Below are 11,214 nucleotides of genomic sequence, written 5' to 3'. Positions count from 1 at the left end.
GAGGAGGCCCATCTGGTCGCCGAGGAGGCCCATCTGGCGGCCGAGGAGGCTCGTCTGGCCCGCGAGGGGGCTCGTCTGGCGGCCGAGGAGGCTCGTCTGGCCCGCGAGGGGGCTCGTCTGGCGGCCGAGGAGGCTCGTCTGGCCCGCGAGGGGGCTCGTCTGGCGGCCGAGGAGGCTCGTGTGGTCGCGCCCCGTGGCCGGTGCCACGATGGCGGCATGACCGAGCCGCTGCGACTGGCCACGACCCCCACGCCCCTCGAGCCCGCGCCGCGGCTGGGCGTGGCGATCGGCCTCGGACCCGACGACCTCTGGGTCAAGCGCGACGACCTGCTCGGGCTGGGCGGGGGCGGCAACAAGGTCCGCAAGCTGGAGCGCACCGTCGCCGACGCCGTACGCCGACGCGCAGCCGCCCTGGTCACCACCGGGGCCGCCCAGAGCAACCACGCCCGCCTGACCGCGGCCGCCGGGGCGCGGGTCGGCCTCGAGGTCCACCTGGTGCTGGGCGGCGACGAGCCGGAGCTGCCCACGGGCAACCTGCTCCTGGACCACCTCCTCGGCGCCCACCTGCACTGGGTCGGCGGGTTCGACGCCGAGGTGCTCGAGGAGCGCGCCCGCGAGCTGTGCGCCACGCTGACCGCCGCGGGCACGCCGGCGGCGCAGATCCCGTACGGCGGGTCCAACGCCCTCGGCGCCTCGGCGTACGCCGACGCCGGCCGCGAGCTCCTCGACCAGGCCCCCGACCTGGCCCACGTCGTGGTCGCGGTCGGGTCGGCCGGCACCGTCGCCGGGCTGGTCACGGCGCTGGGGAGCGCCCGCGTGCTCGGTGTCGACACCGGCGCGACCACCGACCCGGACGTGCGCACCGCCCGGCTGGTCACCGAGCTCGGTGGCGACCCGGCCGGGCTCCGGCTGCGGCGCGACCAGGTCGGCGCGGGCTACTCCACCCTCACCGACCCGGTCCGCGAGGCCCTGCTCCTGGCGGCCCGGACCGAGGGACTCGTGCTCGACCCCGTCTACACCGGTCGCGCGCTGGCCGGGCTGGTCGCGGCCGTGCGTGACGGCGACGTCGCGCCCGGCGAGCGCACCGTGCTGCTGCACACCGGCGGCCTGCCCGGCCTGTTCGGCTCGAGCGAGGTGCCCGGGTGGGCCGCGGCGCTCGAGCCGCGGGTCACCGGACGATCTTGACGTTGAACGACGCCGTGCCGAGCGTCCCCATCAGCCGCAGCCAGATCGGCAGCAGCATCTCGGTGCCGCGGGCGCCGTCGATGCCGCCGAGGTCGACCACGTCGTCGTGACCGAAGGACTCCAGCAGGCCCACGACGGTGGCCTTGGCGTCGGCGTCGTCACCGGCGACGAACACCGTCGAGCTCTCCCCCAGCGACGCGGGGTCGACCATGAGGGTGGCGTTGAGGGTGTTCAGGGACTTGACCAGGTGGGCACCGGGGAAGGCTGCCTGGAGCTGCTCGCCCAGGGAGTCGGTGTCCTTGACGAACAGCGAGGGCGGGAAGCCGGCCGAGAAGTCGAGCGGGTTCGAGATGTCCAGGACGGGCTTGCCGGCCAGGTTCTCCGCCCCGGCCAGGGTCAGCACGTCGTGCGCGACGCCGCCCGAGACGGCGAGGACGACCAGGTCGGCGCCGGCGGCCGCCTCGGCTTACGTCGACAGCGCGACGCCCGCGTGGTCGGCGTGCCAGGACCCGAACGGGGCGCCGCCCGTCGCGTCGGGCTCGGTGCGCGCGGCGGTCGCCTCGGGGTCGCGGGTACCGACGACGACGGTGTGGCCGAGCTCGAGACGGCGGCGGCGGCGTTGAGGGCGGGGTCGGCGCCCGGGACCCCTCCGGCCTGGCCCGCTCGCTGACCCTGCTGCTCGACGGCGGGCTGGCCTCCGGCGCGCTGGACGCCGACCCGGACGCCCCGGTGCGGGCCACGGAGTCCGCCCGGGTGCTCGTGGCCGCCGCGACCCCGCTGACCAGACGGGCCTCCTCGCGCGCCAGGTGAGCCCCCTCGCGCGCCAGGTGAGCCCCCTCGCGCGCCAGGTGAGCCTCCTCGGCGGTGCGCCGGGGCTAGCGTGAGCGGGTGACCAGCCCGTCGCCGCACCGGCTCTCGCGGGCCGACGCCCGCCGGGTGGCCGTGCGCGCGCAGCTGCTGACCGAGCCGCGTCCGGCCGACCTGCTCGAGGTCGTGCGGCACCTCGGGGTCGTGCAGCACGACCCGACGGCCGCGGTCGTCCCGAGCGCGCACCTGGTGCTCTGGAGCCGGCTGGGGTCGGCGTACTCCCCCGACGACCTGGACGACGCCCTCGTCGACGGCTCCCTGCTCGAGCTGCACGGCTTCGTCCGGCCGGCCGAGGACCTGGCGCTGTTCCGGGCCGACATGGCCGCGTGGCCCGACCACCTCGGGGCCAAGCCGTGGCACCGCGGCGTCGCCGACTGGCTGGAGGACAACGAGGCCTGCCGCCGCGACATCCTCGAGGCGCTGCGCCAGGACGGTCCCCTGCCGGCGCGCGCGCTGCCCGACACCTGCGTGCGGCCCTGGAAGTCCTCGGGCTGGAACGACCGACGCAACGTGGGCCGGATGGTCGAGGTCATGGTTGCCCGCGGGCAGGTCGCCGCGGCCGGGCGCGAGGGGCGCGACCGGCTCTGGGACCTCGCCGAGCGCGTCTACCCCGACGACCCGGCGGTGCCCGCGGAGGAGGCCCACCGCGAGCGCGACGTACGCCGGCTCCGGGCGCTCGGCATCGCCCGCGCCAGGGCCCCCGAGACGCCGGGCGAGCCCGACCACGTGGGCGAGGCCGGCGAGGACGCCGTCGTCGAGGGCGTCCGCGGGCGCTGGCGCGTCGACCCCACCTTTCTCGACCCGTGGGCGGAGCCCGAGGGCCGCACGGTGCTGCTCTCCCCCCTGGACCGGCTGGTGCTGGACCGCCGCAGGATGACGGAGCTGTTCGAGTTCGACTACCAGCTCGAGATGTACAAGCCGGCCGCGAAGCGGCGCTGGGGCTACTGGGCGCTGCCGGTCCTGAGCGGCGACCGGCTGATCGGCAAGGTCGACGCCACCGCCGAGCGCGACGCCGGTGTGCTGCGCGTCGACGCCGTGCACGAGGACGAGCCCTTCGACGCCGCCACGACCGAGGCGGTCCGGGGCGAGGTCGAGGCCCTCGCGGCCTGGCTGGGACTCACCGCCGAGCTGCCGCGCTGAGGCCCGGCCGCCGGCTGAGCCTCCTCGGCATGCACACGAGCCCCCTCGGCCGCCACACGAGCCCCCTCGGCGTGCACACGAGCCCCCTCAGCGGAAGGCGGTCTGGCCCGTGAGGTGCTGGCCCAGGATCAGCTGGTGCACCTCGGAGGTGCCCTCGTAGGTCAGCACCGACTCGAGGTTGTTGGCGTGGCGCATGATCGGCCACTCCAGCGTGATGCCGGCGGCGCCGAGGATCGTGCGGCACTCCCGGGCGATCGCGATCGACTCGCGCACGCTGTTGAGCTTGCCCAGGCTGATTTGCTCCGCGCGCAGGGTGCCGTTGTCCTTGAGTGCGCCGAGGTGCAGCGCGAGCAGCATCCCCTTGCCGAGCTCCAGGGTCATGTCGGCGAGCTTGGCCTGGGTGAGCTGGTAGGCCGAGAGCGGCTTGTCGAAGATCTCGCGGTCGCCGGCGTACGCGATGGCGGTCTCGAGGCAGTCCCGCGCCGCCCCCAGCGCGCCGAAGACGATCCCGAAGCGGGCCTCGTCCAGGCACGACAGCGGGCCGCGCAGGCCCTGGACCTCGGGGAGCACCGCCGAAGCGGGCAGGCGGACGTCCTCGAGCACCAGCTCGGAGGTCACCGAGGCGCGCAGCGACATCTTGTGCTTGATCGCGGGCGCGGAGAAGCCAGGGGTGTCGGTGGGGACCACGAAGCCGCGCACCTTCTCGTCGGTCTGGGCCCACACGACCGCGACGTCGGCGACCGAGCCGTTCGTGATCCACATCTTGTTGCCGTTGAGGACCCAGTCGCCGCTCGCGTCCTGCTTGGCGCGGGTGCGCATGCCGCCGGGGTTGGAGCCGAAGTCGGGCTCGGTCAGGCCGAAGCAGCCGATCGCCTCGCCCGCGGCCATCCGCGGCAGCCACTCCTGCTTCTGCTCCTCGCTGCCGTGCTTCCAGATCGCGAACATCGCCAGCGACCCCTGCACCGAGACCAGCGAGCGCAGGCCGGAGTCGCCCGCCTCGAGCTCCATGCAGGCCAGCCCGTACGCCGTCGCACTGGTGCCCGCGCAGCCGTAGCCCTCCAGGTGCATCCCGAGCACCCCCAGCGAGCCCAGCTCCTTGGCCAGCTCGCGGGCCGGGATCTCCCCGGCCTCGTACCACTCCGCCAGGTGCGGCTTGACCTTCTCCTCGACGTGGTGGCGCACCGCGTCGCGCATGGCGCGGTCCTCCTCCCCGATCAGGGCATCGGTGCCGACGAGCTCGAGGGGGGTCTGGGGGCTGGTCACAGGAGGGTCCGATCTGTCGCGCGGGTGGGCCCGCGGTGAGGCGGTCCCGGCCAGTATCTCCCCGGCGCGGTGACACGTCCCGTCGTCGCCGCCGCACGGCCGCAGATGCCCTGATCTCTGGCACCATGTCGCCACGTCGCCCCCAGCGCACCGCTGTGCCGACCGGAAGGACGCCGCATGCCCCCAGGTCCCGGACCCCAGCAGCCGGACGAGCAGTCCGAGCACCAGTCCGGCCGACCGGCCGACCGACCCACCGGCGCCCCCACCGAGGCGGACCTCCGCGCGGCCGAGGAGCGCCTGGCCCGGGCGACCGAGCGCTACCGGTCGCTGTTCGACAACAACCCGCACGCGGCGTTCTCCCTCGACCTCGAGGGGCCCTTCACCGACGCCAACGCGGTGACGCAGGCCCTGAGCGGCTACACCCTGGAGGAGCTGCGCGAGCTGAGCTTCACCCACCTGGTCGTCGAGGACGACGTGCCGGGCGCCCTCACGGTCTTCCTCGGGGCGCTCGAGCAGAAGCCGCAGCAGCACGTCGCCTCGATGCAGACCCGCGATGGCCGTGTGATGGAGATCAGCATCGCGGCGGTGCCGGTGATCGTCGACGGCGAGGTGATCGGCGTCGACGCGGTCGCCGAGGACATCACCGAGCAGAACCAGCTGCGCCGCGACCTCGAGGCCGCCCGTCGCTCGGCCGAGGAGGCCGACAGTGCCAAGTCGCTGTTCCTGGCCAACATGAGCCACGAGGTGCGGACGCCCCTGACCAGCGTGCTCGGCGCCACCGAGATGCTCGGCGAGGGCGACCTCGACGAGCAGCAGCAGCGCCTGGTCCAGATCATCCAGCGCTCCGGGGAGCGGCTGCTGCACCTGGTCAACGACATCCTCGACGTCTCCCGTCTCGAGGCCGGCAAGCTCGCCGTGCACCACGCGCCGTTCACCCTGGCCGGGATCGTCGCCGACCTGCGCACCTGGGCCGACCCGCTGGCCCTCCGCGAGGGACTGAGCCTGCGCCACGAGATCGACCCCCGCCTGCCCGAGACCGTGGTGGGCGACGCCATGCGGGTGGCGCAGGTGCTGAGCAACCTGGTCGGCAACGCGCTGAAGTTCACCGAGGACGGCGAGGTCGCGCTCCGGGTGGAGGGGCTCGGCGGACGGCCGGACGGCGTGGTGGCCGTGCGGTTCAGCGTCACCGACACCGGCATCGGGATCGACCCCGCCCGGCTGACCTCGCTGTTCGAGTCCTTCACCCAGGTCGACAGCTCGCGGACCCGTCGCTTCGAGGGCGCCGGCCTGGGGCTGGCGATCTGCAAGGAGCTGGTCGGGCTGATGGGCGGCGAGCTCCAGGCCGAGAGCACCCCGGGGTCCGGGAGCACGTTCGCCTTCGTGCTGCCGATGGCCCCGGTGGGTCGCTGACCAGGCGGGCGCGGCTAGCGTCGTACGCATGTCCTCCGCACCCGCAGACCACTCCTCCACCGCCCTCGTCGTCGGCGCGACCGGGATCGCCGGCGGCGCCCTGTGCGCCCTCCTGGTCGAGCAGGGCTGGACGGTCCTCGGGCTCTCGCGCAGCGGTCGCGAGATCCCCGGCGTCACGGCCGTCCGGGCCGACCTGACCGACGCCGCCTCCCTGCGCGACGCGCTCGCCGAGCACCGGCCCACGCACGTCTTCGTCACCGCGTGGGCGCGGCAGGAGACCGAGGCCGAGAACATCCGCGTCAACGGCGCGATGGTGCGCGACGTGCTCGAGGCCGTGCGGCCCGCCGGGAGCGTGCGCCACGTCGCGCTGCTCACCGGGCTCAAGCACTACCTCGGCCCGTTCGAGGCCTACGGCCAGGGCGACGTGCCCGACACCCCGTTCCACGAGGACGAGGACCGGCTGCCGTACCCGAACTTCTACTACGCCCAGGAGGACGAGCTGTTCGCCGCGGCCGAGCGGGACGGCTTCACCTGGAGCGTGCACCGCGCGCACACGATCATCGGCTACGCGTTGGGCAACGCCATGAACATCGGGCAGACCCTCGCGGCCGCCGCCGCGATCTGCCGCGAGCAGGACCGGCCCTTCGTGTTCCCGGGCTCGCAGACCCAGTGGGACGGGATCACCGACCTCACCGACGCCGGCCTGCTGGCCGAGCAGCTGCACTGGGCCGCCACGACGCCGGCGGCCGCCGACACCGCGTTCAACGTCGCCAACGGTGACGTCTTCCGCTGGCGCTGGCTGTGGCCCCGGATCGCCGAGCGCCTCGGCGTGCGTCCCGAGGGCTTCGACGGCGAGCCGCGCCCGATGGAGGAGCAGATGGCCGGCGTCGCGCCGGTCTGGCGCGAGATCGCCGAGCGCGAGGGCCTGCGCGAGGCCGACCTGGACCGGGTCGCCTCCTGGTGGCACACCGACGGCGACCTCGGCCGCGACATGGAGTGCCTCACCGACCTGGCCCGCAGCCGTCGCGCCGGCTTCACCGGCTCCCGCGTCACCCTCGACGCCTTCCTGGACCTCTTCGACCGCCTCGAAGCCGAGGGCGTGGTCCCGGCGCCGCCCGCCGCCTGAGGGGCAGTCCGAGCAGCCCGGGCAGCCCCGACGCGTACGGCCGCGCGCCCTAGGCCGGCACGCCCCCCAGGGTGGAGGTCGGGCACGCGGCGACGTCGACGCCCTCGGCCTCGACGCGGGTGGAGATCGCCGCCACGACCCGGCCGAACGCCGCGAGGTCGTCGCGGTCGATGCCGTCGAGGAACAGCCGACGCACGGCGGCGACGTGGCCCGGCGCCGCGCGGTCGATGGCGGCGCGGCCCTCCCGGGTGAGGACGACGAAGGCGCCGCGCCGGTCGTCGGGGCACTCCTCGCGCACGACCAGCCCGCGACCGCCCATGCGCGTCACGTGGTGGGACAGCCGGCTGCGCTCCCAGAGCATGTCGCGGGCCAGCTCGCTGACGCGCATCCGGCCGTCCTCGGTGTCGGTGAGCCGCACGAGCACCTCGAAGTCCTGCAGCGACAACCCGGCCTCGGCCTGGAGCTGTCGGTGGAGGGCGGCGGGGAGCGTGGCGTTGAGCGACAGCCAGCCGCGCCAGAGCTCCATCTCGTCGGCGCTGAGCCACGCCGGGGTCTCGTTCATGACCTCATCCTACGGGAATACTTGACACTTCACCTAAGTTCTGGTCGTATGAAGCATGACACGTCACCGACATGACGGTCACCTGGTTCGCAGCACCCGGCACGGCACCCCGTGCCCCGCAGCACGACACCCATCGGCACCCCGCCGGCACACCACCCGCCACCACACCCCAAGGGAGCACCACATGAGCAACGACCTGACCGCCCTCACCGGCACCTGGACCCTCGACCCCGCCCACACCCGCATCGGCTTCGTGGCCCGCCACGCCATGGTCACCAAGGTCCGCGGCTCGTTCAACGAGTTCGAGGGCACCGCCGAGGTCGACGGCAACGACCTGTCCGCCTCGAAGGTCTCCCTGACCATCAAGGCCGCCAGCATCGACACCCGCAACGAGCAGCGCGACGGCCACCTGAAGAGCAACGACTTCCTGGCCATGGACGAGCACCCCGAGATCACCTTCGTCTCCACCTCCGTCGCCACCGGCGGCGAGGGCGACGTCGACATCACCGGCGACCTCACCATCAAGGGCACCACCAAGTCCGTCACCGTCCCCTTCGAGTTCGACGGCGTCGCCACCGACCCCTTCGGCAACCAGCGCGCCGGCTTCGAGGGCAAGACCATCATCAACCGCACCGACTACGGCGTGAACTTCAACGCCGCGCTCGAGACCGGCGGCGTGCTGGTCAGCGAGAAGATCACGCTCGAGTTCGAGATCTCCGCGATCAAGAACGCCTGACCCCGAGGCTCGACCCCGAGGCCGGCCGACGCGCACCGCGTCGGCCGGCCTCGTCGCGTCCCCACCTGCTGTCGCCCGGGCCGCCGCGCCGCTAGGTTGCGCACGGGACGACCCACGACCGGGAGGTGCAGGCAGGTGACGGAGCAACCGGACGCCTCGGCGCCCCACGACCACGACTCGGAGCCGGACCACCGGTTCACCCTGGCCAACGAGCGCACCTTCCTGGCCTGGATGCGCACCGGGCTGGCGCTGCTGGCCGCCGCGGTGGCGCTCTCGCAGTTCGCGACCGACCTGGACCCCACCTGGCTGCGGGAGGCGTGCGCGGTCGCCCTCGGCGTGCTGGCCACCGCCTCCTGCGCGGGCGGGCTGCACCGCTGGGCGGCGACCCAGCGCGACATGCGCGCCGGCCGTCCCCTGCACGCCGGGCCGCTGCCCGCGGTGCTGGCCGTGGGACTGGTCGTCGTCGCCGTCGCCCTGACCGTCGGCCTCGCCCTGGCCGGGGGCTGAGCCGTGGCACCGGCCGGGCTGGCCGAGGAGCGCACGACGCTGGCCTGGCGGCGTACGTCGTTGGCGGTGCTGGTCAACGGCGTCCTCCTCGCCGCACGCCACGAGCGTGCGCTCCCCTGGCCCTGGGCCCTGTCCCTCGGTGCCCTCGCCACGGCGGCGGCCGCGCTGTCGTTCCTGCACGGCGCGCGCCGCGTCCGCGGGCAGGTCCGCGCGACCAGCAGCACCCGAGCCGTCGTGGCGCTGGGGGTGACCCTCACCGCCCTGGCGGGCCTGACCACCGCGGCCCTCGCCCTGGGGGCGACCCGCGGCGGCTGAGCCCCCGTCCGCACCCCTGGCATCCTGGGCGGCATGACCACGATCAAGATCAACGCCATCACCGTCCCGGCCGACTCCGGGGACGAGCTGGCCCACCGCTTCGCCGCCCGGGCGGGCGCCGTCGACGGCGCCGAGGGCTTCGAGGGGTTCGAGCTGCTCAAGCCCACCGACGAGCGCGACCAGTGGCTCGTCGTGACCCGCTGGCGCGACGAGGAGTCCTTCCAGGCGTGGATGGGGTCGGCCGGCTTCGCGCAGGGCCACCGCGGCGGCGGCGCGCCCGCCGGCCACGGCGCCCCGGCCACCGAGGGTGCCCAGGGCGACGCGGGGGCCCAGGGCGACGCGGAGCAGCCCCAGCGCCCGGTGTCGACGCGCAGCGAGCTGTGGAGCTACGAGGTCGCCGGGGGCTCCGCGACCCGCTGAGGACGGTGACCGCGGAGGATCGCACCACCTGGTGCCCGCGATCCTCCGCGGTCGCCGCTCCCGCCACCGGGCCCGGCGTCCCGACCCCCCGCCGTGCCGTCCCGTCGGCGCCGCCCGTCAGGATGCGCGGGTGACCGACGCCCCCGCCAGCGCCCCGACCGGGTCCGAGGCCCACCGGCCGGCCTGGGTCGGGCTGGCGCTGCTCGGCGTCACCGGCGTCGTGTGGGGCACGATCGGCCCGGTCGTCGGCGTCCTGGAGCGACGGTCCGCGCTCTCGGTGCTCGTGGTCGGCGCCCACCGCGGGGCCTGGGCGGTCGCCGCCCTCGCGCTGGTGGTGTCGGTCGGCCGCCGCTGGCCGGCCTGCCGCGAGCTGGCCCGCTCCGAGGGCCGGCGCGTCGTCGCGACCGGCACGCTCACCGCGGCATTCCAGCTGCTCTTCTTCGTGGCCGTCGTCGAGGCCGGCGTGAGCGTGACGACCGTCGTCGCGCTCGGCTTCGCCCCGGTCCTGCTGCTGGTGCTCGCCGCGGTGCGCGACCGTCGGGCGCCGGCGGTGGGCGACGTGCTCACCGTGGCCACCGCGGTCCTCGGGCTGCTCCTGGTCAGCACGGGCGGGGTGGGCTCGGGCAGCGCGCCGCACCCGGCGTGGGGGGTCCTGCTCGCGCTCGGCTCGGGGGCGGCGTACGCCGTGGCGGCCGACGTCGGCGGTCCGCTGGCCCGCGGCCACGACGCCCTGGCCGTGACCACGTGCACGACGGGCGTCGTCGCGGTGGTCCTGGTGGCCGCGGGGCTCCTCGCCGCCGCGACGACCGGCACGCCCCTGACCACCGACGACCCGCTCGCGTGGGGGCTGACGGCCTACCTCGGCGTGGTCACGCTGGCCCTGGCCTACGTGCTGCTGTACGCCGGTCTGCGCAGCACCCCGAGCGGCACCGCGGTCGTGGCGACGCTGCTCGAGCCGGTCACCGCCGTCCTCCTCGCCGTGGCGTTCCTGGGCGAGACCCTCACCGGCCGCGCGGTCGTCGGCTGCCTGCTGATCCTCCTGGCGATCGCGTCCCTGGGACGGCGCACGGAGCCCGCCGCGCCCCAGTGAGCACGACCCGCCGCTCACGCCCCGGCGCTCCCGAGGACCGGTAGGGTCCCGACGGTGAGCTCATCCCACCCCACGTACGACGAGCTGGTCGCCCTCGCGGCGTACACCGAGCAGCCCGTGCCCATCGCCTTCGAGGACGCCAACGGCCACCTCAACGTGCGCCACTACACCGGCATCGCCAGCGAGGGCCTGGACGAGTCGCTGGTCGACCTCGGCATCCCGCCGAACTGGCCGGCCTCGGGGCACGCGTGCTTCTCCGCCGAGCACCACCTGACCTACCTCGCCGAGCTGCGCACCGGCGGTCGGATGTCGGCCCGCGTGCGCCTGCTGGGCCGCTCCGAGCGGGCCGCGCACGCGCTGGTCTACCTGCTCGACGACACCCACCAGCAGCTGAGCTTCGTGATGGAGGAGGTCTTCCTGCACATCGACATGGAGACCCGCCACACCGCTCCCTGGCCCGCCGACGTGGCCGCCGCGCTGGACGAGCGGATCGCCCGCGACGCCGAGCTCGACTTCGCCACCGACACCTCCGGCTGCCTCAGCCTGCGCTGACGACACCCTCTTCTTGCCGGAACGGCAAGGAGAGTTGTCAC

At 74.7% G+C, this 11,214-nt stretch carries 14 protein-coding genes; 11 read left to right on the top strand and 3 right to left on the bottom strand.

What is annotated here, in order from left to right:
* Positions 1-216 precede the first annotated feature (216 nt).
* Positions 217-1,185: a pyridoxal-phosphate dependent enzyme gene (locus ACYVDA_RS12955; RefSeq protein WP_460818790.1), complete on the top strand. Its 969-nt coding sequence runs from the start codon at positions 217-219 to the stop codon at positions 1,183-1,185.
* Here ACYVDA_RS12955 and ACYVDA_RS12950 read toward each other — a convergent pair.
* Positions 1,169-1,588 (bottom strand): NADPH-dependent F420 reductase, encoded by a 420-nt coding sequence (locus ACYVDA_RS12950; protein ID WP_460818789.1) that lies wholly within the window; start codon positions 1,586-1,588, stop codon positions 1,169-1,171. The two genes, ACYVDA_RS12955 and ACYVDA_RS12950, sit on opposite strands and share 17 nt — an antisense overlap.
* Positions 1,589-1,591: 3 nt before the next feature.
* Between ACYVDA_RS12950 and ACYVDA_RS12945 the strand changes: the two genes are divergently transcribed.
* Positions 1,592-1,855, top strand: a complete 264-nt coding sequence (locus ACYVDA_RS12945; protein ID WP_460818788.1) for a hypothetical protein — start codon at positions 1,592-1,594, stop codon at positions 1,853-1,855.
* Positions 1,856-2,073: 218 nt separating this feature from the next.
* Positions 2,074-3,192, top strand: coding sequence for a DNA glycosylase AlkZ-like family protein (locus ACYVDA_RS12940; RefSeq protein ID WP_460818787.1), 1,119 nt, complete (start codon positions 2,074-2,076; stop codon positions 3,190-3,192).
* An 87-nt stretch (positions 3,193-3,279) separates the two neighbouring features.
* Here ACYVDA_RS12940 and ACYVDA_RS12935 read toward each other — a convergent pair whose 3' ends face one another.
* Positions 3,280-4,455 (bottom strand): acyl-CoA dehydrogenase family protein, encoded by a 1,176-nt coding sequence (locus ACYVDA_RS12935; protein ID WP_460818786.1) that lies wholly within the window; start codon positions 4,453-4,455, stop codon positions 3,280-3,282.
* A gap of 177 nt (positions 4,456-4,632) precedes the next feature.
* On the opposite strand from ACYVDA_RS12935, the gene ACYVDA_RS12930 reads away from it, so the two are divergent.
* On the top strand, positions 4,633-5,865 hold the full coding sequence (locus ACYVDA_RS12930; protein WP_460818785.1) for a sensor histidine kinase: 1,233 nt from the start codon (positions 4,633-4,635) through the stop codon (positions 5,863-5,865).
* Between the two features lie 28 nt (positions 5,866-5,893).
* A complete protein-coding gene (locus ACYVDA_RS12925; RefSeq protein WP_460818784.1) occupies positions 5,894-6,991 on the top strand; it encodes an SDR family oxidoreductase in 1,098 nt (365 codons plus the stop codon).
* 49 nt (positions 6,992-7,040) lie between these two features.
* On the opposite strand, the gene ACYVDA_RS12920 is transcribed toward ACYVDA_RS12925, so the two are convergent.
* A complete protein-coding gene (locus ACYVDA_RS12920) occupies positions 7,041-7,553 on the bottom strand; it encodes a MarR family winged helix-turn-helix transcriptional regulator (protein WP_460818783.1) in 513 nt (170 codons plus the stop codon).
* Between the two features lie 184 nt (positions 7,554-7,737).
* Between ACYVDA_RS12920 and ACYVDA_RS12915 the strand changes: the two genes are divergently transcribed.
* The 6 genes from ACYVDA_RS12915 to ACYVDA_RS12890 all read left to right on the top strand — a co-directional run bounded on the left by ACYVDA_RS12915 (position 7,738) and on the right by ACYVDA_RS12890 (position 11,173).
* Positions 7,738-8,289 carry a YceI family protein gene (locus ACYVDA_RS12915; RefSeq protein WP_460818782.1) on the top strand — a complete coding sequence of 184 codons (552 nt, stop codon included), beginning with the start codon at positions 7,738-7,740 and terminating at the stop codon, positions 8,287-8,289.
* 135 nt (positions 8,290-8,424) lie between these two features.
* Positions 8,425-8,796 (top strand): YidH family protein, encoded by a 372-nt coding sequence (locus ACYVDA_RS12910; protein ID WP_460818781.1) that lies wholly within the window; start codon positions 8,425-8,427, stop codon positions 8,794-8,796.
* Positions 8,797-8,799: 3 nt separating this feature from the next.
* Positions 8,800-9,111 carry a DUF202 domain-containing protein gene (locus tag ACYVDA_RS12905; RefSeq protein WP_460818780.1) on the top strand — a complete coding sequence of 104 codons (312 nt, stop codon included), beginning with the start codon at positions 8,800-8,802 and terminating at the stop codon, positions 9,109-9,111.
* 33 nt (positions 9,112-9,144) lie between these two features.
* The gene (locus tag ACYVDA_RS12900) at positions 9,145-9,531 is read left to right on the top strand and encodes an antibiotic biosynthesis monooxygenase family protein (RefSeq protein ID WP_460818779.1); all 387 of its coding nucleotides are present in this window, start codon (positions 9,145-9,147) and stop codon (positions 9,529-9,531) included.
* A 130-nt stretch (positions 9,532-9,661) separates the two neighbouring features.
* Entirely contained in the window at positions 9,662-10,621 is a 960-nt protein-coding gene (locus ACYVDA_RS12895) for a DMT family transporter (protein ID WP_460818778.1), read from the top strand.
* A 54-nt stretch (positions 10,622-10,675) separates the two neighbouring features.
* Entirely contained in the window at positions 10,676-11,173 is a 498-nt protein-coding gene (locus tag ACYVDA_RS12890) for a thioesterase family protein (protein ID WP_460818777.1), read from the top strand.
* Positions 11,174-11,214 lie beyond the last annotated feature (41 nt).

Source organism: Nocardioides korecus (assembly GCF_054778395.1).
This window is presented reverse-complemented; position numbering and strand designations above follow the sequence as displayed.